At 71.8% G+C, this 22,929-nt stretch carries 16 protein-coding genes and 1 pseudogene; 7 read left to right on the top strand and 10 right to left on the bottom strand.

Annotated elements, in window-relative coordinates:
* Nucleotides 1-18: 18 nt before the first annotated feature.
* The 7 genes and pseudogenes from epsC (at nucleotide 19) to ACIRQ9_RS32615 (ending at nucleotide 7,380) form a co-directional block, all read left to right on the top strand.
* The gene (epsC, locus tag ACIRQ9_RS32645) at nucleotides 19-627 is read left to right on the top strand and encodes a serine O-acetyltransferase EpsC (RefSeq protein WP_404181626.1); all 609 of its coding nucleotides are present in this window, start codon (nucleotides 19-21) and stop codon (nucleotides 625-627) included.
* A gap of 79 nt (nucleotides 628-706) precedes the next feature.
* Nucleotides 707-1,591 (top strand): annotated as a pseudogene (locus ACIRQ9_RS32640) (acetyl-CoA carboxylase biotin carboxylase subunit family protein); the annotation flags it as partial.
* Between the two features lie 57 nt (nucleotides 1,592-1,648).
* Nucleotides 1,649-2,971, top strand: coding sequence for a cysteine synthase (locus tag ACIRQ9_RS32635; RefSeq protein WP_404181672.1), 1,323 nt, complete (start codon nucleotides 1,649-1,651; stop codon nucleotides 2,969-2,971).
* Nucleotides 2,968-4,251, top strand: a complete 1,284-nt coding sequence (locus tag ACIRQ9_RS32630) for an ATP-grasp domain-containing protein (RefSeq protein WP_404181623.1) — start codon at nucleotides 2,968-2,970, stop codon at nucleotides 4,249-4,251. The genes ACIRQ9_RS32635 and ACIRQ9_RS32630 overlap by 4 nt, the downstream gene beginning before the upstream one ends.
* A gap of 79 nt (nucleotides 4,252-4,330) precedes the next feature.
* The gene (locus ACIRQ9_RS32625; RefSeq protein WP_404181620.1) at nucleotides 4,331-5,587 is read left to right on the top strand and encodes an ATP-grasp domain-containing protein; all 1,257 of its coding nucleotides are present in this window, start codon (nucleotides 4,331-4,333) and stop codon (nucleotides 5,585-5,587) included.
* Nucleotides 5,588-5,597: 10 nt separating this feature from the next.
* Nucleotides 5,598-6,863: an MFS transporter gene (locus ACIRQ9_RS32620; RefSeq protein ID WP_404181617.1), complete on the top strand. Its 1,266-nt coding sequence runs from the start codon at nucleotides 5,598-5,600 to the stop codon at nucleotides 6,861-6,863.
* A 64-nt stretch (nucleotides 6,864-6,927) separates the two neighbouring features.
* Nucleotides 6,928-7,380, top strand: coding sequence for a cupin domain-containing protein (locus tag ACIRQ9_RS32615; protein ID WP_351322262.1), 453 nt, complete (start codon nucleotides 6,928-6,930; stop codon nucleotides 7,378-7,380).
* Between the two features lie 68 nt (nucleotides 7,381-7,448).
* On the opposite strand, the gene ACIRQ9_RS32610 is transcribed toward ACIRQ9_RS32615, so the two are convergent.
* The 10 genes from ACIRQ9_RS32610 to ACIRQ9_RS32565 all read right to left on the bottom strand — a co-directional run bounded on the left by ACIRQ9_RS32610 (nucleotide 7,449) and on the right by ACIRQ9_RS32565 (nucleotide 22,824).
* Complete coding sequence (locus tag ACIRQ9_RS32610; RefSeq protein ID WP_404181614.1) at nucleotides 7,449-7,997, bottom strand: nucleoside deaminase; 549 nt, start codon at nucleotides 7,995-7,997, stop codon at nucleotides 7,449-7,451.
* Nucleotides 7,998-8,025: 28 nt separating this feature from the next.
* Nucleotides 8,026-8,862: an LLM class flavin-dependent oxidoreductase gene (locus ACIRQ9_RS32605; RefSeq protein ID WP_404181611.1), complete on the bottom strand. Its 837-nt coding sequence runs from the start codon at nucleotides 8,860-8,862 to the stop codon at nucleotides 8,026-8,028.
* Between the two features lie 92 nt (nucleotides 8,863-8,954).
* Nucleotides 8,955-10,181 carry an MFS transporter gene (locus ACIRQ9_RS32600; protein WP_404181609.1) on the bottom strand — a complete coding sequence of 409 codons (1,227 nt, stop codon included), beginning with the start codon at nucleotides 10,179-10,181 and terminating at the stop codon, nucleotides 8,955-8,957.
* 127 nt (nucleotides 10,182-10,308) lie between these two features.
* Nucleotides 10,309-11,334 carry a transporter substrate-binding domain-containing protein gene (locus ACIRQ9_RS32595; protein WP_404181606.1) on the bottom strand — a complete coding sequence of 342 codons (1,026 nt, stop codon included), beginning with the start codon at nucleotides 11,332-11,334 and terminating at the stop codon, nucleotides 10,309-10,311.
* A gap of 545 nt (nucleotides 11,335-11,879) precedes the next feature.
* Nucleotides 11,880-13,568 carry an ABC transporter substrate-binding protein gene (locus ACIRQ9_RS32590; RefSeq protein ID WP_404181603.1) on the bottom strand — a complete coding sequence of 563 codons (1,689 nt, stop codon included), beginning with the start codon at nucleotides 13,566-13,568 and terminating at the stop codon, nucleotides 11,880-11,882.
* 88 nt (nucleotides 13,569-13,656) lie between these two features.
* Nucleotides 13,657-15,753, bottom strand: coding sequence for a dipeptide ABC transporter ATP-binding protein (locus tag ACIRQ9_RS32585; RefSeq protein ID WP_404181600.1), 2,097 nt, complete (start codon nucleotides 15,751-15,753; stop codon nucleotides 13,657-13,659).
* Complete coding sequence (locus tag ACIRQ9_RS32580) at nucleotides 15,750-16,682, bottom strand: ABC transporter permease (protein ID WP_404181598.1); 933 nt, start codon at nucleotides 16,680-16,682, stop codon at nucleotides 15,750-15,752. The genes ACIRQ9_RS32585 and ACIRQ9_RS32580 overlap by 4 nt, the downstream gene beginning before the upstream one ends.
* Nucleotide 16,683: 1 nt before the next feature.
* Nucleotides 16,684-17,667, bottom strand: a complete 984-nt coding sequence (locus tag ACIRQ9_RS32575) for an ABC transporter permease (protein ID WP_404181595.1) — start codon at nucleotides 17,665-17,667, stop codon at nucleotides 16,684-16,686.
* A 573-nt stretch (nucleotides 17,668-18,240) separates the two neighbouring features.
* A complete protein-coding gene (locus ACIRQ9_RS32570; RefSeq protein WP_404181592.1) occupies nucleotides 18,241-19,866 on the bottom strand; it encodes a protease pro-enzyme activation domain-containing protein in 1,626 nt (541 codons plus the stop codon).
* Between the two features lie 120 nt (nucleotides 19,867-19,986).
* Nucleotides 19,987-22,824, bottom strand: a complete 2,838-nt coding sequence (locus ACIRQ9_RS32565; RefSeq protein WP_404181589.1) for an AAA family ATPase — start codon at nucleotides 22,822-22,824, stop codon at nucleotides 19,987-19,989.
* Nucleotides 22,825-22,929: the final 105 nt, after the last annotated feature.

Here is a 22,929-nt window from a genome sequence, read left to right as displayed (position 1 = left end):
GAACTCACGGAGGACCCCATGCACAGGGTGATCGCCAGGGCGCGGGAGGACCTCTCCGTGATCGTGGCGCGGGACCCGTCGATCCGCACCCGCGGCGAGGCCCTGCTGCATCCCGCGCTGCCGGCGCTGTGGAGCCACCGGGTGGCCCATGTCCTGTACACCCGTGGACATCGTCGACTCGCCCGGATCCTGGCCTACCTGGCCCGCGCGGTGACCGGCGGCATCGAGATCCATCCGGGGGCCCGGCTCGGCCGGCGCGTGTTCATCGACCACGGAGCCGCGGTCGTCATCGGCGAGACGGCCGAGGTCGGCGACGACGTCACGATCTACCACCAGGTCACCCTGGGCGCGGTCGGCTGGTGGCGGGACGGCCGGCGCGAACCGGGCGCCCGCCGGCACCCGGTCGTCGGCGACCGGGTGGTGCTCGGCACCAACGCGATCGTGCTGGGCCCGCTCACCGTGGGCGACGACGCGCTGATCGGGGCCGGGTCGCTCGTGCTGGGCGACGTGCCGCCGGGCGCCCGGGTGATGGCCCCCGCGGCCGAGGTCGTACAGCCGCTGTCGGCAGCGGACCGAGAGGAGGCCGACCGGCTGCTGCGGGCGTTGGCCACCTCGGGGTGCTGGTGACGACACCGCGTCCGGTACCACCCCGCTCGTCGCTCGTCGTTCCAGCCGGCGCCATGTCGGCACGCCAACGGAGGCAGAGATGATTCACGTCGGTGTCGTGGAGAGCAACCTCTCCGGATCCGGCTTCGAGGGCCTGCAGATCATCAAGGAACTCGACTGCCGCGTCACCTTCTTCACCCGCGACCTGGACCGGTACCTCGCGGTGCCGGGCGGGCCCGCCTACTTCGACGACTACGTCGACGAGATCGTGCACTGCGAGACGAACCTCTTCGACGAACTCCTGCCGCACGTGCGGGCGGCCGGGTCCGAGCATCCCTTCGACGCGTTCCTGACGCTCGCGGAGTACGACGTGGTGGTGGCCGCCCAGGTGGCGGTCCACCTCGGACTTCCCACCGTGAGCGTCGACGGCGTCGCGACGGCACGCAACAAGGCGCTGATGCGCCGCCGCTGCGCCGAACTCGGCGTCGCCATACCGGCGTTCCGTACCGTCAGCGACCCCGCCGAGGCGGCGGCCGCGGCGGCCGAGATCGGCCTGCCCTGTGTGGTGAAGCCGGCGGACGAGACCAGCAGCGCCGACGTCCGGCTGGTGGAGAGCACGGCGCAGGCCGCCGAGCACGTCGCCCTGATCCGGTCCCGGGTGGAGAACACCCGCGGCCAGGCCCGCCACCACGAGCTGATGGTCGAGGAGTACCTCAGCGGTCCCGAGGTCAGCGTGGAGGTGCTGGCCGAGGGCGACCGCTACGAGGTCTTCGGAGTGACCGACAAGTCGGTCGTCGGGCAGGGCTACTTCGTCGAACTGGCCCACACCTTTCCCTCCGCCCTGCCCGAGCCGGTCGTCCGCGCCTGCGGCGACCTGGCCGTGGAGGCGCTGCGCGCGGTCGGCTTCGACCTCGGCATGGCCCACGTCGAGATCAAGGTGACCGCGTCCGGTCCCAAGCTCATCGAGATCAACCCCAGGCCCGCAGGGGGCAAGATCACCTACCTCGTCGACCGCGCCCTCGGCCTCAAGTCCCTGGAGCTGGTGGCCCGGCAGTACCTGGGGCAGCCACTGCCCGCCCGGGTACTGCCCGAGCGGCCGGCCCGCGGCGCGGCCATCCGCTACCTGACCGCGCCGCCCGGCCGCGTCGTCTCGGTCAGCGGCAGGCAGCGGGCCGCCGCCCTGCCCGGCGTCGAGGAGGTCGTCGTCAAGCCCGAACCGGGCTCCGTCGTACGGGAGCTGCGTCGCAACGGCGACCGCGCCGGTCATGTGCTGGTGGTGGCCGAGACCGCCGAACTGGCCGCGCGCACCGCCGAGGCCGCCGCACAGGAGATCAGCATCCGCACCGAGCCGGTGCTCAAGCGCCCGGTCTCCGACTCCCTGGTCGACCTGATCGGCGGTACGCCGCTGCTGCGGCTGCCGGTCGACCGCATCGTCGACGGAGTACCGGCCGACGCCGAGGTGCTCGCGAAACTGGAGCAGTTCAATCCCTGGTCCAGCAGCAAGGACCGGGCCGCGCTGTCGATGCTGCGCGGCGCCGAGGAACGCGGGTCGCTCACGCCCGGCAGCGGCACCGTGATCGAGGCGACCTCGGGCAACACCGGCATCTCGCTCGCCGCACTGGCGGCGGCCCGCGGCTACCGATGCGTCATCGTGCTGCCGGACAACGCCACCCAGGAGCGCGTGGCCATGCTCCGGTCGCTCGGAGCCGAGGTGGTGCGGACCCCGCACACCGGCGGCTACCAGGCGGCCGTCGACAAGGCCGAGGAACTCCACCGGCAGACCCCGGGATCCTGGTTCTGCTGCCAGCACGACAACCCGGACAACACGCGAGCGCACTACCAGACGACCGGCCCGGAGATCTGGCGCGACACCGACGGACGCATCGACGTGCTGGTCTGCGGCGTGGGCACCGGCGGCACGCTCAGCGGCGCGGGTCGCTACCTGCGCGAGAGCCACCCCGCGGTGCGGATCGTCGCCGTGGAGCCGGCCGGCTCCCCGCTGCTGTCCGGAGGCGAGCCCGGCACGCACAGCATCCCCGGCTTCAACGGCGGATTCATCGCGCCCACCACGGAGCGGAACCTCATCGACGAGGTGATCGCGGTCTCGGACGCGGACGCCCTGGACACCACCCGGCACCTCGCACGGCGCACGGGTCTGATGGTCGGCGTCTCGGCCGGCGCCGTCGTGCACGCCGCCGGCGTCCTGGCCGCCCGTCCGGAGTTCAGGGGCCGGCGCATCGTCACCGTGCTGCCCGACAGCGGCGAGCGGTACCTGAGCCTGCTCGGCCGCGAGCCCGAACAGGCACCGGCCCGGGACGCCGAGCGCGTCCCGGCCGGCGACACCCCTCGGGGCGGTGCCCGGTGACCGCGCCCGGACCCGCCGACGACCGGCCCCGCCTGCTGATGGTGATGCCGTACCGCCAGTTCGTCTCCAAGGCCCAGGCCGAGGGGTTCTGGGTCGGCGCCCTCTGGGATCCCCGGCTGGAGACACCCGAGTACCTCGCCGACGTGCGCGCACGGGCGGACCTCTACGCGGAGGCCGACTTCGGCGATCCGGAGCTGCTGCGCCGCACCCTCCGCACGATGGCGCGGGAGCACGGCGCCACGCTGGTCTACCACCTCGGCAGGGAGGAGACGATGGTCACCGCCTACGAGGCGGCCGAGGACCTGCACGCCGAACTGAACCCGTCCGAGGCGATCCGCCGCCTCGCCGACAAGGCCGTGATGCGCGACCTGCTCGCCCGGCACGGCCTGTCCCCGGTGGCCTTCGAGGCCGTGCCGACCCGCCGGGAGGTGCCCGACGCCGTCGAGCGGATCGGCCGTCCGGCCGTCGTCAAGCCCACCGCCCTGGCCGGCAGCCGAGGCGTGTTCCTGTGGCGGGAGGCCCGGGACGCGGCGGAGTGGACCGCGGTCGTCGACCGGTACGGCTACGACGGCCCGTTCCTCGTCGAGGAGTATCTGCGGGGACCCGAATACAGCGTGGAGACGCTGAGCCGGGACGGCGGGCACCAGGTCGTCGGCATCACCGAGAAACTGCTCGGTCCACCGCCGCTGTTCGTGGAGGTCGGGCACGTCCATCCGGCACCGCTGCCCGAGGACCGCGTACGCGCCGTCGAGGATCTCGTCACCGAGTTCCTCACGGCCTGCGGATACCTGTTCGGTCCCGCGCACACCGAGGTGATCTGGACCGCGCGCGGCCCGCGTGTCGTCGAGTCGCAGGCCCGGCTCGGCGGCGACCGGATCCCCCGCCTCGTCGAGCTGGCCACGGGCCTCGACATCGAGCGGGCCATCTTCGCCGCCCTGGCCGACCGGCCGGCCGCGCCCGCCGCGGCCCGAGCCACGACGGCGACGGCGATCGTGCGGTTCTTCACCTTCCCGCCCGGCCGCGTCGACGACGTCCGGGGCGTGGAGGAAGCCGCTTCCCTGCCGTACGTCGACGAGTTGACCCTACGGCCGGGTCCGGGCGACACCGTGCCGGCGGTCCTCGACTCCAAGAGCAGGCACGGGCACGTCATCGTCCACGGCGCCTCTCCCGAGGAGGCCCGGGCCCGCTGCGCGGAGGTCCTCGCCGCCATCGAGGTCGTCATCGACAACACGGTCGTACGAGCGGACGGTCGCACCGGACCGCTCGGGACGCCGGTCTGAGCACCGCGGCTCACGAGTCCCCCCACTCCGAGAAAGGCACCGACATGCAGTGGTCCACATCCACGACCAGGAGGTCCCCATGACCGCCTTCGCCACCGGCGCTCAGGTGGTGTTCGTCGGCTACAACGCGGCCTACCTGCGTGCCATCGACGACAGCGTCCCCGCGGGGTCGGTCGTGGTGATCGAGGAGCCCGACATCATCCGCAAACGGGAACTCCAGGACGCGGCCGCCCGCTTCGACTGCCTGGACCGGATCGTCCCGGCGAGCTACCAGCAGTCGGCCGAGGCCCTCGACCTGGCGGCCGATCTGACGGCCGCCCGGCCGGTGGCGGCCGTCGTCCCGGGCCTGGAGTACGCGGTGCCCGCCACGGCCGCGCTGGCCGAGAAGCTCGGTCTGCCGGGCGCGACGGAGACGGCCGCGCAGACGCTGCGCGACAAGGTCCGCCTCCGTGAGGTCACCGGCGCGGGCGGCGTCCGCAATCCCCGCTGGCGCGAGGTGCACGGACCCGCCGACATCCTCGACTTCGCCGGAGACGGCCCGGTGGTGGTCAAACCGGCGAACCGGCAGGCGAGCGTCGGCGTGCAGCTGCTGGACTCGGTCGACGCCGCCACCGCCGCCGAGGCCTGGCAGCGGACCTCGTCCGCCGCCGAGCACGAGCAGGTCCCCGATCGGCAGCTGACATGGCGCTTCCTCGCCGAGGAGCGCCTGCACGGGCCCGAGTACAGTGTCGAGGCCCTGGTTCGGCAGGGCGAGATCATTTTCGAGAACGTCACGGCGAAGACCGTCGTCCCGGGGCCCTACCCCGTCGAGCTGGGCCACCTGCTGCCCGCTCCGCTCGACCGGGACGCACGGACCGCGTTCGGGGCAGCCATGCGCGCGCTGGTCGCCGCCACCGGCTTCGCGACCGGCATCCTGCACGCCGAGTGGATCCTCACCGGAGCCGGCCCCACGCTGGTCGAATGCGCCGGCCGCTGCCCCGGTGACCACCTGATCGACCTCATCGACCTGGCCTACGGCACCCGCATCAGGGTGACCCTGATCGACCTGCTGGCAGGCCGTCAGGTCACGCTGCCCCGCTCCCCGCGCCAGACCTCGGCGATCCGCTTCCTGGCCGCCGAGCCGGGCACCGTGACGGAGGTGTCCGGCCTGGACCGGGCGCGGGAACTGCCCGGCGTCCGCGCCGCGGAGGTGGATGTCGAGGCCGGCCGGCAGGTCCGCCCGTGGGCGTCCTCCTGGGACCGTGCCGGGCACGTCATCGCGACCGCTCCGGACGCGGACACCGCTCACCGGCGCGTCCTGGACGCGGACGCCGCCATCCGCATAGCTACCGATTGAGGAAACGCACATGTCTGTTCTGTGGCAACGCGTCCGCGGATGGCGCGGGTCCGTGCCCGGCGGCCCGGTCGGCTTACGTCTCGCCGTGATGGCGATGATCGACGCGGTGGGCACCGGTGCCTTCCTGGCCGTCTCCGTGCCGTTCATCACCCGGTCCGTCCACCTGTCGGAGGGCGACCTCGGTTCCGGCCTGAGCCTGTCCGCCACCATCGCCCTGGGCACGGCGATCCCGATCGGCGTCCTGGCCGACCGGATCGGCCCGAAGAAGGTGCTGGTCGGGGTGAGCCTGTGGCGCTGCGCCTGCTTCGTGGTCTACCCGTTCGTGCAGAACCTGTGGCAGTTCCTGACGGTGGTGTGCCTGCTCGGCCTGGTCGACAAGGCGGCGGCACCGATGGAGCAGGCCCTGGTCGGGCAGGCCACGGCCGCCGAGGACCGGGTCAGAGTGGTCGCGACCCTCCGGTCGCTGCGCAACGTCGGATTCACCGTCGGCGCCCTGCTGGGCGGAGTCGGGCTGCTGATCGACACCCGCCTTGGATACACGGCGATCCTGCTGCTCAACGCCGCCTCCTTCGCCGTGCTCGCGAGCCTTGCCTCAAGGCTGCCCGTGCTCAGCGCACCGGCGAAGAGCCTGCGGCGCCGCTTCTCCGTCCGTGTCCTGCGGGACGGCTCCTTCCTGTCGTTCACCGGCATCAATGCCGTGCTCACCATGCACATGACCCTGCTGAGCATCGGCGTCCCGCTGTGGATCGTCGGGCACACCGACGTCTCCTCGGCGCTCATCTCCCCCCTGGTGGCGGTCAACACCGTGCTCGCGGTGGTCCTTCAGGTGTGGGCCAGCCGGGGCACCGACACCATCGCCGGTGCCGCGCGGGCCCTGGTGTGGGCCGGCGTCTCCCTCGCGGTGTGCTGCCTGCTGCTCGTCGCGGCACCGAAGCTGCCGGTCCTGCTGGCCGTCGGGGTGCTGTTGCTGGCCATGGTGGCACTGACCGGCGGCGAACTGTTCCAGTCCGCGGGCGGCTGGGGCGGCTCCTATCTGCTCGCGGTGCCGGGCCAGGAGGGTGTGTACCTCTCGGTCTTCTGGCTCGGCGTGGCCGTCCAGCAGATCGCGGCACCGGTCCTGGTCAGCCTCGTCGTCACGACCGGCACCACGGGATGGGTCGTCCTGGCCGCCCTGTTCGCCGTCTGCGGTCTCGCCGCGCCGGTCATCGGCCGGTGGGCCCGGGCACAGGCGGAGGCCAGACCCGGACCGGACCCGGCACTGGCCGAGGCCGGATAGCCACTCGACAAGGCGGGCCCGGCAGCCGGGCCGGCGAAAAGTCCATCACCCCTTGAGGAGAGCAATGTCCGTTCCGCTGTACGTTCCGGCCGGCGAAGGCGAGTTCGTCAACATCCGGGACACCAAGAGGACGTATCTCAAGCTCGTCACGGCGGACTCCGACGGCGAGTTCGGCTTCTTCGAGCACCACATGGCTCCAGAGGCGAGCGGCGCCAGCCCGCACATCCACAAGCAGTCCACCGAGATGTTCTACGTGGTCAAGGGCGAGATCGAGTTCACCATCGGCGACCGCAAGGTGGTGGGTGAGCCCGGCGCGTTCGCCTACGTCCCCAAGGGCGAACCACACGGATTCACCAACCGGGGCACCGAGGACGCCACGCTGCTGATCATGTTCTACCCGATCTACAACCGGGAGGACTACTTCCGCGGTCTCGGGCGGCTGACGGCCAACGGGCGCAACCCGAGCCTGGAGGAATTGCAGGAACACATGGCGAAGTACGACCAGTTCATGGTCTGACCCATCGGCAGGAGACAGCGAACGGGGCCCGGCGGCGTGGTCGCCGCCGGGCCCCGTCCGCGCGGGTGTCAGTCGCCCACGCTGTTCCTGGTGCGGAACCGCCACTGCAACTCGCGTACCTCCGAGGCGAGTTCCGGGACCGGACCCGCCACCTCGGCACCGGGGACCACGTCCTGCACGGTCAGCGGACTCAGCGGCGAGGTGACGGGCACTCCCCATTCGGCCTTCCAGTCGCGGGCCTGCTGGGACGAACTCGCGTACACGATGCGGCCCAGGCCGGCCCACCCGTGGGCGGCCGCGCACATCGGGCAGTGCTCACCCGAGGTGTAGACGGTCGCCGCGGCCCGCTCCTCGGGTCCGAGGTGGGTCGCGGCCCATCGGGCGAGTTCGAACTCGGGATGCCGGGTCGGGTCGCCCGTGGTGGTCTCGCGGTTGCGGTCCTCGGCCAGGATCTTGCCGTCGGCGCCGACGAGCACCGAACCGAACGGCCAGTCCCCGGCCTCCACCGCCTCGGCCGCCAGCTCGACGCAGCGGCGCAGATACGGCAGGTCGGACTCGCGGACGCCGGTGGAGCGGTCGGCGCCGCCCTCGGGAAGGCCGTGGTCGTTCAGGGCCACTGTGACTCCGTCTCTTCGGGGGTGAGGACTACGGTCGGTGCGCGGCCACGGTGGCGAGCGCCTGCCACGCCGTCTGTGGGCGCAGGGTCTCGGCCGGGTCGCCTTGGTAGGGATCGAGCAGCACGGTCTCGGCACCGGCCCGGCGCAGTTCCTCGACATCTTCGAGAATCTGCTCGATGGTGCCCTCGCCGGCCCGGCGGTCCGGGTCGTCGACCGGCTTTTCCGTGAGTTTGAGACAGACGCGCGGCGTCAGCTCAGGCACAGGCCGGCCGGATTCGTCCGCGAGACGCTTCAGCCGTTCCAGCGCTTCCCTGAACCACGGCATCGTGAACCGCAGCGGATGCCATGGATAACCGAGCCGAACGGCGCGTCGCAGCGCGGCGTCGCTGTTGCCGCCGATCCAGATCGGAATCTGTCCGCAGCGATAGTCCGCCTCGTTTTCCCATGCGGCACGCAGGGTCCGCAGATATTCGTCGGTCAGTGCTCCGCGCCGCTCGAACGGAACACCCAGCGCCTCGAACTCCTCCCGCGCCCAGCCGACCCCGACGCCGAGGATCAGACGTCCGCCACTCAGTTCCTGCAGGTTGGCGGCCATCCGGGCGACCAGCAGGGGATGTCGGTAGGGTGCGACGAGAATGGTCGTGCCCAGCTGGATCCTGCTCGTGACGCCGGCCAGCCAGGCGAGCGTGGTGACCGGCTCGTAAAACGGCGCCGGATATTGCCGGGCGACATCCGGCGTGATCGCCACATGGTCGGAGAGCATCAACAGGTCGAATCCGAGACCCTCCGAGGTTTTCGCCCAACGGGCCAGGTTGTCCGGGTTGGCGCCCGGACCGAAGTTGGGGACATTCACACCGATCCGCATGAGCCGACCCTATCAACTGCCGTCGATCGGCGTGCAGTTGTCGCCGAGACGGTATTTCGTTTCCGCGAATGGACGACGGGCGTCCGCTGTCACTATTCCGGTGGTCCTCCGGCATTTCCGCGATGCGGCGAAGCGGCGAAGCGGAGGTCGAGAAGCAGGATCACGGCCAGCAGCGTGGCCGTCGCCGGGAAGAGGGCCGCCGGGCCGCCGAGCAGGAGCACCGGGCCACCCGCGAGCGAGCCGACGCCCGTGCCGCCGTCGAAGGCGATGTTCCAGGCGACCCCGGCCAGAGCGAGACCTCCGGGGCGGTCGCCCGCAGCACGCAGGGCGAGGATCAAGGTGGCACTCTGCACCGCTCCGAAGCCCGCTCCGAACAGGACGGCCCCCGCCATCAGCAGGGCCGGCGTGTGGGAGGCCGCGCCCGCAGCGGTGCCCAGCGTCGTGGCCAGACCGGCGGGGACCAGGACCGGGCGGCCCCCGAACCGGTCGATGAGCCGTCCGGCACCGAGCCGCGAGAGCACAGTTGAGGCCTGAGCGGCGAGCAGCGCCCCGGGTGCCGCCGCGGCGGTCAGCGGCAGGAAGGTGAAGACGACGCCGTACGCCGCGGTGGAGGCGGTCTCCACCAGGAGCGGGCCTGCCATGGGGCGCACCGACCGCCACGTTCCGCGGGTTGCGCGCCGATCGGACCGGGCTCGCGATGGCCGCACGGGCGGTCCGGTCCGCGGGAACCCCAAGGAGCCGGCCAGGACCAGGGCGGCCGTGCCGGCCGCCAGGGTGAAGACCGGCGAGTACGCTCCTCGCCGGGCGAGGGCGATGCCCAGCGGCGCCCCGAGAACGCCGGCCACCCCCACCACGGCGCCGTACCAGCCGATGGCGCGCCCGCGCCTGTCGGGCGGGAACAGTTCGGCGGTGAACGTGACACCGGCGACGACGAACATGCCGAAGCCGAGCCCGCGGACCGCCGCGAGTCCGGTCAGCGCGGGCAGCGTGGAGACCGCGGGCAGTGCCAGGCACGGCAGCCCGAGCAGTGCACCGCTCAGGGCGAGCGAGTGTCGTCGGCCGAGGCGGGCGAACAGCCACGGCGTGCAGGGCTGGACGACCAGGGTGGCGGCCATGAGAGCGGCGGTGAGCGTTCCGGCCCCCGACGGTCCGGCGCCGGAACGGACGGCGTACGCGGGCAGCGCGGAGAGCGTCAGGTTGAAGCCCGCGAAGCCGCCGAAGGCGGCGATCAGGGCACCGGCGGTCGCGGCCCGCCGCCGCCTCGCGGACGGCGGCGGGCCCGTGTCGGTCGACGCGGCCGCGCCTGCCGAGGCGGTCATCGTGGCCCGCCCCGGCCCGGTGCGCCCGGGTGGCCGTCGCCCCTGTCGTGCAAGTCGCCCTCCGAACGTGACGGGTGCGGCAGCGGCCGGGGCGCGTGCCGCACGCGCCCCGGCCCCGCGCCAGGGATCAGGAGTTGTCGAGCGGCAGCCCGGCCGGGTTGACCTCGGACTTGGCGACGGCCTCGTTGGACAGGTTCCAGGCGGCCAGCCACTTGGCGTACTGGCCGTGTTCGATCAGGTAGTTGACGGCGTCGGCGATCGGCTTGGCGAGACCGCTGCCCTTCTTGGAGGTGGCCGCGATCAGCCCCTGGAGTGACGCGCCCGCTCCGGAGTAGGTGCCGGCGTTGGCCGTGGGGTGGGGGGACCTCGCGGTCTGGGTGATGTGGTAGGAGATCGTCGGATTGGGGCCGAAGTGGGCGTCGATCTTGCCGCTGCTGAGCGCCAGGTAGACGCCGTTGTTGTCGGGGTAGTGCTTGATGGTGAGCGTCTTGCCCTCGCTCTTCAGCTTGCGCTGCCACTCCAGGAGGATGCGCTCCTGGTTGGTGCCCGAACCGACCTCGACGGTCCTGCCGGCGAGGTTCCGGTAGTCGCCGTCGAACTTCCAGGTGCTGGACTTCAGCACCTCGAACGCGAGGTTGTCCTGACGGTAGGAGGCGAACTCGTACTTCCGCTTGCGCTCCTCGGTGTCGGTGACGTTCGAGAAGGCCACGTCCGCTTTGCCGCTGTCGACGGCGATGAACAGGTTCTCCCAGGTGAAGTTCCTGCTCTCCGGCTTCAAGCCGAGGACCGCCGCGACGAGGCGGCCGATGTCGGTCTCGGAGCCGGTCAGGGTCTTCTGGTCGCTGCCCACGAATTCGAGCGGTGCGGAGCCGGACGGCAGCGCGCCGTGGCCGATCACCAGTTTGCCGCTCTTCTTGACGGCGGAGGGCAGCTCGGCGCTGATCGACTTGACCTCGGGGACCTTGAGAGTGGTCTCGGTGGCTGCTCCGTTGGAGAGCAGGCCGACGGTGACGCTCCCCGCGGTGGCGTCGTCCGTCCTGGTGACGGCGTCACTCTCACCACCGCAGGCGGCGAGCCCGGTGGCGAGGGCGGCGACGGCGGTCGCCGCGGAGATGCCGCGTACGAGGCTGCGTCGGGTGACGTGGGTAGACATGGCCGTTCCTTGTCGCTCGGGAGAAGGCGGGCGCGTGGGGGGAGGTCGTGGCGTGGGGAAGTCCTGGTGTGGGGAGACACCCCGGGGACGTGCGGTGGAGCATGCGGTGCCGGGCGAGGTGACCCGCCCATGGCGTCGTGTTCTGCGGGTCGGAGCGGAAGTTCACCGGATCCGGCAGGCGCGTCGGCTGCCGTACCGGTTGCGCGCCGACCGAATCCCACGGCGCCGCAAAGGCTCGGACGGGTCGTCGCCGCTCGCCGGACGGACGCGGCGGTGAGGTCAGGCGCGCGGACAGCCTGACGCGTCGACACGCGCCAGATCCACGTACAACCTGCGGCTCAGCACTGGGATGCTCACCAGGCCATGTCTACCAGGCGAGCGCGATACGGCTCGTTGCGGGCGCATGAAACTTCCCCCGGAGCCGGGGACGAGCACCCGGCACCCGGCACCCGTGCCGTTCACCGCAACGGCCGCATCGGGTCGCCCCGCTCGTCGAAAGGCCGGGTCAGGGCCACGACGTGCGCCTGCCCCGGCCCTTCAACGGGTCACTTCTGCCAGCCGACGGTCTCGGGCAGGGGAGTGCCGAAGATCGTGGCGCCGACATTGGCCAGTCCCTTCCGGACGCCGTAGACGGAGGGACCGCTGTACAGGGGCAGGAAGGCGTACTGCGCCAGTTCCTTGCGCTCGATCGCGTTGGCCTGGGCCGTCTGCTTCGCGGGGTCGGATATCTGGGACGCCGCGTGGATCTCCTTGTCCAGTTCAGGGGTTCCGGTGCCGGTCAGGTTGGAGTCGCTGTCGGTGCCGTAGAACTGGTACAGGTAGCGGGCGCCGAAGGGGTCCGTGGAGCGGTTGCCGGAGAGGAACAGGTCGAAGTCGCGATCGCTGAGAATCTTGGCGAAGTCGGCCTCGTCCGCCTTCTTGATGTCGACCTGGATGCCGACCGGCTTGAGCATGGCGGCGAACGCGTTCGCCGTCGCCTTCTCCAGCGGGTCGTCGCCGAGCAGGGTGTAGCCCACCGTGAGCCGGGTGCCGTTCTTCTCCCGGACACCGTTGCCCGCGGCCTTCCAGCCGGCCGCGTCGAGAGTCTTCTTGGCGTCGTCGGGCGCGTACTTGATCACCGATGAGACGTTGTCCGAGTAGCCCTTCTGGAAGCTGTAGAGCAGCGCCGAGCCGGGGAGCGGTTCGGAGTAGTCCAGGCCCTGGAACTGGATCTTGGCGATCTGCGTGCGGTCGATGCTCTCCAGCAGTGCCTTGCGTACCTCGGCGTCCTTGAGCACCGTGGACTTCGAGTTGACGTAGAGCGAGTACTCGAAGGGGCTGCCGCCGCGGCGGATCTCGGTTCCGTCGACTCCGCTGATCTGCTTCAGGCCCTCGGCGCTGCCGGTGGACGCGTAGTCGACCTGGCCGTTCTTGAACGCGTTGATCGCGGCCTCGGAGTCCAGATTGACGTAGACCCGCTTGTCGAGCTTGCCCCTCTTCCCCCACCACTTCGGATTGCGGACGAAGGTGAGGTTGCCGCTCTTGGTGTCGAAGGTGCCGACGGTGTAGGGACCCGCGCCCCATTCGGGATGCGCCTTCTTCACGTAGGCGTCGTTGAAGTTCGCCGTGGTGGCGGCCTTGGGGTTCAGGAACGTCGTGAACAGGCTCGACCACCAGGGGTCGACTCCCTTGAAGTCGATGACGGCCTGCCGGTCGTCGGTGCCGCGGGTGACCGAGGTGATGTTCCGGTAGCCCTCGGTGTTGGTCGCGTTGTAGTCCTTGTTCGAGCCGTTGTTGGCCTGCCAGGTCGCCTTGACGGCCCGCCAGTCGATCGGTGTGCCGTCGTTGTAGGCGGCCTTGGGGTTGATCGTGAGGACCACCCGCTGGTTGCCGCCGGTCACCGTGACCTTGACGTCGCTGAGGTAGTCCGGGTTGTACTGCACGTCGCCTGTGGGGGAGTAGGTGATGACGTCGGGGTTGTACCAGAACCACACACGGGTCGCCGTGAGGGTGGCGTTGGCGTTGAACGGGTTGCCCTGGTCGTCGAAGGTTCCAGGGGTGGTGTAGGTGCCTCCGTCCTTGACGTTGTCGTAGGGCTGGGGGTTGTAGTCGACCTTCGCCGACGCGATCGCGGGCGTCGAGCCGTTACCCGCCTTCCCGGCGTTCGGAGTTCCGGCGCCGGAGGAGCTGCAGGCGGTGGCCGTGAGGGCGAGGGCGACGGTGAGCGCGGAGGCCGGGGCGATTCTCGATCGCATGGGAAGCTGGTCCGTTTCTCTGTGGGGTGAGGCGATGCCGCGTCTCGCGGCAGCGCCGAGGGGGGAGCGGAGAGGGAGTTGCCGCCGGTCAGCGGGCGTGGCAGGCGTGGCGGTGGCCTGCTCCGGACGCCGCCGGGCGCAGGAGGGGCCGTTCGGTGCGGCAGCGCTGTTGTGTCCGGTCGTCGAGCAGCGGGTACAGCGGACAGCGGTCGGTGAAGACACAGCCCGCGGGGAGGCGTGACGCACTGGGCTGTTCGCCCTGGAGCACGATGTGCTCGCGAGAGCGCTGCACCTGCGGATCGGGTACCGGGATCGCCGACAGAAGGGCTTCGGTGTACGGGTGGCGGGGGTGCGCGAAGAGGTCTTCGGTGGCACCGCTCTCGACGATGTGTCCCAGGTACATGACGGCGATGCGGTCGCAGACGTGCCGCATCACCGCGAGGTCGTGGGCCACGATCAGGTAGGCCAGGTCCAGTTCGCGCTGGAGCTTCGTGAGCAGGTTGACCACGTCGGCCTGGACGGAGACGTCCAGGGCGGACACGGGCTCGTCCAGGACCACGATCCGTGGCTCGGTGGCCAGGGCCCGGGCGATCGCGACGCGCTGGCGCTGGCCGCCCGAGAGGGCCGAGGGGAACCGGTCGGCCAGCGACACGTCCAGCCCGACGAGGGACAGGAGTTCGGTCACCCGGCGCCGGACGGTGTCCCGGTCCGTGCCGACGGCCTGGAGCGGTTCCGCGAGCAGCCGGAAGACGGAGAGCCGTGGATCGAGTGATCCCATGGGATCCTGCATGACGATCTGCACCGAGCGGCGCAGTTGCCGTGTCCGTTCGGCGGAGCGCGGGACGGCGACGTCCGTGCCCGCGATCTCCACCACGCCCTGCTCGGGCGCCCTCAGCCGCATGATCTCCAGCAGGGTGGTGGTCTTGCCGCTGCCGGACTCGCCCACGAGGCCGAACGTCTCCCCGGCGCGGAGTTCGAAGCCGACGTCGCTCACCGCGTGCAGCGTGCCGACGCGGCGCTTGAGGAGTGCTCCCTTGGTGATGGGGAACGTCCTGGCCAGGCCGGCGACCCGCAGCACCTTTTCACCGGGGCCACGCCGGTCGGGGCGGTGCGCTTCGTCGACAGGGGCGGGCGGTGCGAACAGCGCACTCGTGGCCGGAGTTCGTGCGGCCGTCTCATCGGCGCGCCAGCAGGCGACCTGCCCGTGTCCGGGGACCGTGGTCAGGGCCGGTTCCTCGGTGCGGCAGTGGTCCACGGCCGCGGGGCAGCGGTCCGCGAAGGAGCACCCTGCCGCGAGGTCCACCAGCGACGGCGGTTCGCCGCCGATCGGCACCAGAGGCCCGCTCACGCGTGCCTCGGGCCGGGGGACCGCGGCGAGCAGTCCGATCGTGTAAGGCATCGTCGGCCGCCCGAACAGCTCGCTCGCACCGGCCTGTTCCACGATCCGGCCCGCGTACATCACCGCGACGTCGTCGGCGTATCCGGCCACCACCCCGAGGTCATGGGTGATCAGCACGAGGCCGGCGCCGGTCTCCGTCTGCGCGGTCCGCAGCACGTCCAGGATCTGGGCCTGCACCGTCACGTCGAGAGCGGTGGTCGGCTCGTCGGCGACGATGACCGAGGGCGAGTTGGCCATCGCCAGGGCGATCACCACGCGCTGGCGCATGCCTCCGGAGAACTCGTGCGGAAACGCCCGGGCGTTGCGGTGCGGCTCGGCGATGCCGACGAGGTCCAGCAGTTCCACGGCACGGCTCCACGCGGCCTGCCTCGACAGATCCTGGTGCACGCGGAGCGCGTCGGACAGCTGCCTGCCGACGGAGAAGATCGGGGTCAGCGCCGACAACGGATCCTGGAAGACCATGCCGATGTCCTTGCCGCGCACCGCGGACAGGTCGCGGTCGCTCAGTCCCACCAGGTCGTGGCCGCCCAGCAGCACGCTCCCCGACACACGGGCGGTCTCCGGCAGCAACCCCATGACGCCCATCGCCGTCGCGGACTTGCCCGACCCCGACTCACCGACGATGCCGAGCGTGTGTCCGGGCAGGACGTCGAAGCTCACGTCGCGCACGGCCCGTACCGGACCGGCCTCGGAGGGGAAGGTCACGCTGAGGCCGCGCACGGACAGCACCGGTGCCGTGGTGGCGAAGGCGTTCGACGGGGGTGTGCCCGGGGTCGCCAGGGTCATCGCCGGCTCCCGCGGGCCCCGGTGGCCGAGTTCGGGTCGAACGCGTCGCGCAGACCGTCCCCGACGAGGGTCATGGACAGGGTCAGCAGCACCACCAGCGCGGCCGGGTAGCCGAACAGCCACGGTGCGGTGGTGATCGTGCCGGATCCGTCGGCGAGCATCGTGCCCAGCGACACGTCCGGTGTCTGCACTCCGAATCCGAGGAACGACAGCGCGGTTTCGCTGAGCACGGTGGCGACGACTCCCAGGGTGAGATTGACGATGAGCAGGGAACCGAGGTTGGGGATGATGTGCCGCAGAATGATCCGCCACGGCCGTACCCCCATGAACTCGGCGGCCAGCACGTAGTCCCTCTCGCGCAGGGAGGTGGAGACGGACCAGATGACCCGCGCCGTCGACATCCAGCCGAAGACGGTCAGCACGAGGATCAGGACACGCCAGTCGCCGGCGAGGTGATGCGAGACCAGGGCCAGGATCAGGAACGACGGCACCACGAGCAGGAAGTGGATGACGGTCAGGGTCAGCTTCTCCACGCGGCCGCCGAAGTACGCGGCTCCCGCGCCGATCACCGCGGCGAGCACGATCGTCAGGACCGAGACGCTGACCGCGATCACGAGGGAGCGCTGAAGACCGTGGACGGCCTCGGCGTAGACATCGTTGCCACCCTGGTTGGTGCCGAAGTAGTGCGTGCCACCGGGGGGCCGGGTGAGCGCGGTGAAGTCCACGTCGGTGTAGGCGAAGTGCGTGAACAGACCGCCGCAGAGGCTGAAGAGCACCAGCAGCACCAGCAGGGCGACGCCGAACAGTGCCGGCCGGTTGCGTGCGAAACGCCGCAGATAGAGTCGGGCGCCGCCGGCTCCGGCCGCCGGACCGGGATCCGCCGCGCCTGGATCGAGCGGTTCGGGCAGGGATGTCACGGTGGTCGTCATGTCACCTCACCCGCACCCGGGGGTCGAGGGCGACCACGGCGATGTCGGCCAGGATCGCGCCGATCGCGGTCATGGCGGCGCCGAAGGCCGCGACGGCGACGGCGCCGTGCACGTCGTTCTTGGCAATGGTCTGGACGAAGTACTGGCCCATGCCGTTCCAGCCGAAGACGGTCTCGGTGATCACCGCACCGGTGAAGATCGCCGGAATGCTGAACGCCACGGAGGTGGCCGTCGGGATCAGCGAGGCGCGCAGCGCGTGCCTGCGGATCGCCTGGGCGCGGGTCAGGCCGGTGGCGCGGGCCGTGCGCACGAAGTCGGAGTCGATGGTGTCCAGCAGGAGCGACCGCTGGGTCAGGTGGTAGCCGACGTAGCCCAGCAGGGTGAGGCTCAGCGTGGGCAGGAAGAGGTGCTGGAGTCGGTCGGCGGTCGTCGGCCAGAGTCCGCTGACGGTGGGGGACTTCTCCCCTGCGACGTACAGGAAGCGCCAGCCGAGGTGCTGGTTCAGCCAGATTCCGGCGAAGACGACCGCCAGGGCCGCGACGGCGGCCGGGACGTTGAAGAGGAACACCGAGACCAGCTGGGTGATCCGGTCCCACCATCCGTACTGCCGGGAGGCGGTGAACACGCTCAGCGCGACGCCCGCCACCACGGACAGCACCGTCGCGGCGGTGACCAGTTGCCCGCTGACCACGACCCGGAAGCCGATCTCCGCGTCGACCGACGCCCCGACCGGGGACTTCCCCCAGTCGAAGTGCAGGATCACGTCGCTGAACCAGTGCCACCACCGGTCCGCCAGAGGGACCCGCGGATCCAGGTTGTAGGGCGCGAGCGCGTGATCGATCTGTTCCTCGCTGCGAACCGGCCGCAGGCCGCGGTAGTTGGACCTGGGGTCGAGGAACCAGGAGGCCAGCAGGTACGTCACGTTGGTGGCGACGACGATCATGACGAGCCATCCCGCGGCCTTGCGGGTCACGTGCCGAATCACGAGCCCGCCTTCCTTGGCGAGCGGGTCCCGGTGGCCGTGGCGGGGCGCGGGGCCGGCGAGGGGGTGCCGGTGTGTGGCATGGGCCTGACACTTTCTGGGCGGCAGGGGTACGCCGCCTGGGTGGGGGGAACGGGCTTGCGCGTGCCGGTCGTGCTCCGCGCAGGGAGGTGAGCAGGTCGGCCGGCATCGATTGTTCGGCCGTGATCATGCTGGGCGCCAGCCCTCCCGGGGGCCTGCCACGTGATCGCAATGCGGGTGTCACAAAGGGAGGAGGGGCGACGTGCCGGGCGGTCATGACACCGACGAGCCGTACGGGGAGCGCGAGGCGGCGCTCCCCGCGGGACGCCGGGCGGCGGGGCCGCCCCCCCGGCCCCGGCCGCGGCCGGGGCCGGGGGGGGGGGGGGCGGGGCCGGGGGGTACTCCCCCCCCCCGCCCGGCGGGGGCCGCGGGGGGCCCCCCCCGGGGGGGGCGGCCGGGGGGGGCCCCCCCCCCCCCCCCCGCGTCCGGGACGGTACCGGGTGGTGACGGTGACGCGGGCCGGGTCGTCCCGGCCCGCGTTGTGGCCGTCAGGTGTCAGCCGAGCAGTTTGCCCGCGAGGGTCGCGGCGTTGTACGAGCCCCAGCCCGTGGTGAAGTCCCAGCCGGTGGCCGCGGAGTAGGCGCCGTTGCTGCCACTGGTGATGTCGTGGAAGCCGGTGCCCGAGGCGGCGTAGAGGGCGGGATTGGCGAAGCCGAGGCCCGCCTTGCCGGCCGCTGCGGCCTGCTGGTTGTAGAGAGCCGCGAACGCCGCCCACTCCGGGGCCGCGGCGCTGGTGCCGCCGACGGAGAACCACGAGCCCTGGGAGTAGACGGAGACCCCGGGGCTGGGGTTGGCGTGCGCCGAGACGTCCGGGACCTGGCGGTAACCGCCGCCCGCGCTCTTCTGGACGGCGGTCTGCCAGCTGGGGATCTTGAAGACGGAGGACCTGCCGCCACCGCCACCGGACCAGGCGACCTCGTTGCTCCACGCGTTCGCGGAGGTGACGGTCAGCTTCGTGCCGCCGACGCCGGTGACGTACGGGTCGCTGGCCGGGTAGTCGACCGAGGTCCCGCCGTTTCCGGCGTCGTCGGAGCCGTCGTCCCCGGAGGCCGCGTAGAAGCCGAGACCCTGGGCCGCGCCGGCCTTGAAGACGGCGTCGACCGCGTTGATGTTCGACGTGGTGCGGTCGCTCTCGGATGCGCCCCAGCTGATCGATGTCGTCGGGATGCCGCTGTCGACGATGGCCTGGTAGGTGTCGACCTCGCCGGCGTCGGAGTTCGGGCCCTCGAAGACGGTCACGTTGGCCTTCGGCGCGATCGCGTGCAGCACCTCGATGTCCAGTTCCACCTCGACCTGGCCGTCACCGAGCGAACCGGAGCCGCCGTCCACCTTCTTCACGGTCGGTGCGGGGGAACCGAGGCTGTAGTTGGTGTCGTACTTGGTGATGTTGGACTGCTGGAAGCCGTCGAACTCCAGGAGCGCTATCCGCTGGCCGCTTCCGGTGTACGTGCCGGAGACGTTGTAGCCGCCCTTGAGCTGCGCGGGTGTGTAGCCGCCACCGGGACCGTTGTGCGGGGAGACCGTGCGCGGGACCGCCTGGTGGTGCAGCAGGACGCGGTTGTTGAGGCCGGCCACGTCGCTGACGAGAGAAGCGACGTCGGTCGGCAGAGTGGGCGCGCTGTCGTTGGCGTAGAAGGAGCGTCCCGACGCCGAGTCCTTCCAGGTCGACAGCCTCGTGCCGAACGTCCTCTCCAGCTGCGCGGCCGTGCCGCTGGCGTCGACCAGCAGGTTCCCGGAGTGGACCGTGCCGACGGTGAGTCCCTGGGCGCGCAGGTAGCGGGTGAGCCGGTCCACCTCCGCACCGGTTCGCCCGAAGCGGGCCGCGAACCGGCTCTTGCTGAGGTAGTGGCCGTAGGCCGCGGAGTGCGGGTCGCTGACACTCGCGACGAACGTGTCCAGGGCGTTGCCGCCTCTGGGCGTCAGGCTGATGGCCACGGATATGCGCTTGGTGGCCGCGACGTCGCCGGTCCGGGTCGCGCTCCGTCCCAGTCCCGCCAGGACGTCTCCGGCGAGGGCCGCGCGGGGTGCGTGCGGAGCGCTCGCGGCGTACGCGGCGGGGACCGCGGCGGTGATGAGGGCCGGCGCGGCGAGCAGGCCGACCAGCTTCAAACGTGACTTCACTGAAGTTCTCCGGGGAGTGGGGGAGTTGTTCCCGATCGGGAACGGGCTCACCGTAGAAAATCCGGCCCCGCCGCATAAGCGGGGTAACCCTTGCGTCACGTGTGAACGGAGGATGACTCGTCAACGGCGCATGTCCGGAGCGCGACGGCTTTGCGTCCGGCCGGGCTGAGCGGCCGTCACCGTCTGGTCCGGCGGCTTGGCCGGGCCGTCGTCGCCGGAGTCGACGGCCGCCCCGGTGGCGATGACGGCGAAGGCCATCGCATGCGCGAGCGCGGTCCGCGATCGGACGCCGACTTTGCGGTAGACGCGGGACAAGGTCCCCTCCACCGTCTTGACGCTGATGAACAGCTCGGCCGCGACCTCCCGGTTGGTGGCGCCGTCGCCCACCAGCTCGGCGACCCTGGCCTCGGCCGGGGTGAGGCTGGGCCTGGCTTCCCGGCTTGCCGCCCCGACTCTCGCGAGCTCGTCCCTCGCCCGCGCCGCCAGCGGAGCGGCGCCGATCCGGGTGGCGGTCTCCAAGGCCTCGTCGAGAGCCGCGCGGGCCGCGCTCCTGCGACGCGAACGCCGCTCCACCGTGCCGAGGGAGATGAGGGTGCGTACCAGGTCCACGGGCAGGGAGAGCGGCCGCAGGCGGTGCACCGCACTGCGCAACGTCTTCGCGCCCACCTGCGCACGGCCCGCGCCCGCTTCGGCCAGCCCCTGCGCCCGCTCCAGCGATGCGAGCACGCCGGGGGGCGTCTCGGGGGGCACGTGTCCGCGCGCCTCGCGGAGCACGACGACCGCCTCGTCGGTCTCGCCGAGGACGACCAGTGCCTCCGCCAGGTCGGCCTGCCAGTGCAGGAAGGGCGGACCGGCTGCCCCCATGCCGGAGGCGATCCTTCCGACGCGTTGCAACGCCTCGACCGCGGCCGACGCCGCGCGTGGGTCGTGGCCGAGCAACTCCGCCTGTCCGAGCACCGCCAGCGCGTGCAGGAGGAGAAGCCGGTCGCCGTCGGCCTCCGAGGCGTGAACGGCCTGCCTGGCCAGGCTGCGGGCCTCCTCGGCGGTGCCGCCGACGGTTGCGGCGAGCGCGGCCGCGTACAACGCCCGGGCCGACCCGGCCGCGGTGTCCGCACAGCGGGCCGCGGTGCGCACGGCCTCTCGGCACCGTCCGGTGCGCGCCTGGACGCGGGTCAGCAGGACCAAGGTCGCCAGTTCCTCCTCGACGCCGGGGAAGGGAGAGAGCGATGCGAGGAGCGGTCCGGTCCGCTCCCGGGCCTCGGCCACACGGTCGTGGTCCAGGTCCAGGGCTGCCCGCGCCCGGATCAGCCGCCGGGTCCCCGGACCTGCGGCGGTGCCGTCGGCCAGGGCGAGGGCCGTCCGGAGTACGGCGTCGGTCGGCTCGCCCTTCAGGGACCGCACCCGGGCCAGTGTGGCGAGCGCCCCGATCCTGGTCTCCGTGTCACCGGCCGCCGTCGCCCCCCGCACGGCGCGCCGCGCGTACCGCGTCGCCTTCCGCAGGTCCCCGGACAGCAGGCCGCGCACCGCCAGGTCGTGGTGCAGCCATGCCTCGGCCTGTGGATCGCCCGCCGCGTCCCGCAGGCCGTCCTCGATCAACGCGGGTAAGGTCTCCGGATCCTGCCCCGCGGTCCGCAGCAGCACCAGCCGGGCCCGTACCCGGCGCCGGGCGGAGTCCGACTCGGACAGGACGGTGGCCGCCGCGTGGCGGGCTTCCTCCGCCCGCCCCGCGTCGCAGGCGAAAGCGGCTGCCGCCAGCAAGCGCTCGGCACGGTCCGCGGCACGGTCGGCGGGGGTGCGGCGGGCGGCGAGCCCGGCCAGTTCGCCGGCGGTCGCGAGGGCTCCGTCGCGGCGCGCGGACTCCGCCGCGGACATCAGGGTGCGGGCGGTTCCCTCGTCGTCGTACGGACGCGCCCAGGCGAGGTGGCGGGCCCGTTCGACGGGCTCGGTGACCACGTCGGCCAGCAGCGCGTGTGCCTGTCGGCGCGTGTTCTGCGACGCGTCGCACTGGAGGGCCGCGCGCACGAGCGGGTGCCCGAAGCGAACGGTTCCGTCGGCGTCGGCCGACGCGACGCCCAGCCGCTCCGCCTCCCTCAGATGCCCGGCCGGGCAGGCGATCCCGGCGGCCCGGAGCAGGGTGAGCGTGGGACGGCCGGCGATGCTCGCGATCAGGAGGGTGTTCCGGACCGGCTCGGGCAGCGTGCTCGCTCGGTCCAGCAGCCGGGTGCGCAGTCTCCTCGGGACGCGCAGCGCGGGCCGGACGTCCGGCGGCGGCGGTCCGATGAGGGCGGCTCGGGCCAACTCCAGGGCGTACGAGGGGTTTCCGGCGGCGGCCTGGCGGATCGCACGCAGGACGGCCGGTGGCATACCGGGGTCGACGCGCCGGTGCACCAGGCGAGAGACCTCGGTGTCCGTCAGCGGAGGCACGGGCAGTTCGACGGTGCCGGGCGGACAACCGCGCAGCCGTTCCGGCTGTTCGCCGTCGGCCACACGCTCCGCGGCCACCATCCGTACGTCGACGGTGCCCAACCGTCGCATCGCGAAGGTGAGGATGTCGAAGGTCGGGGTGTCCAGAGCGTGCAGGCCGTCGACGACGAGCAGGAGCGGACCTGCCGCTGCCAGCCCGCGCAGCACGTCCAGGACGGCGATGCGCAGGGCCAGCCGGTCACGGCCCGACTCCGGTTCAGGGCCCCGCAGCAGGGCGGATCGCAGCGCCGTCCGGGGCTCGGAGGCGAGCGTGTCGAGGAGTCCGTCCGGGACCCGCGAGAACAGGTCCACGAGGCCGGAGAAGGGAAGTTCGCCGTCCTCGTCGGACGGCGTGCACCTGAGGACCGCGCCGGTCGCGTCGGCGGTCAGGGCCTCCACGAGCGCGGACTTGCCGATGCCGGCCGGACCGTGGAGGAGGACTCCGGGGTGGGCCGCCAGCTCCGCCCGTGCGGTGGCGAGCAGTTCAGAGCGCAACGTCAGCGACCGTGCTGTCCGGGCGGCCGCACACCCTCCGACCGGTACGTTCCTGGATGCCGTTTCATGTGCTCATGACAACCGGTACGGATTCGCGATGTCAAT

Origin of the sequence: Streptomyces sp. NPDC101237 (genome assembly GCF_044767465.1) — a bacterium.
In the GTDB taxonomy this organism is placed as follows: domain Bacteria; phylum Actinomycetota; class Actinomycetes; order Streptomycetales; family Streptomycetaceae; genus Streptomyces; species Streptomyces gramineus.
This window is presented reverse-complemented; position numbering and strand designations above follow the sequence as displayed.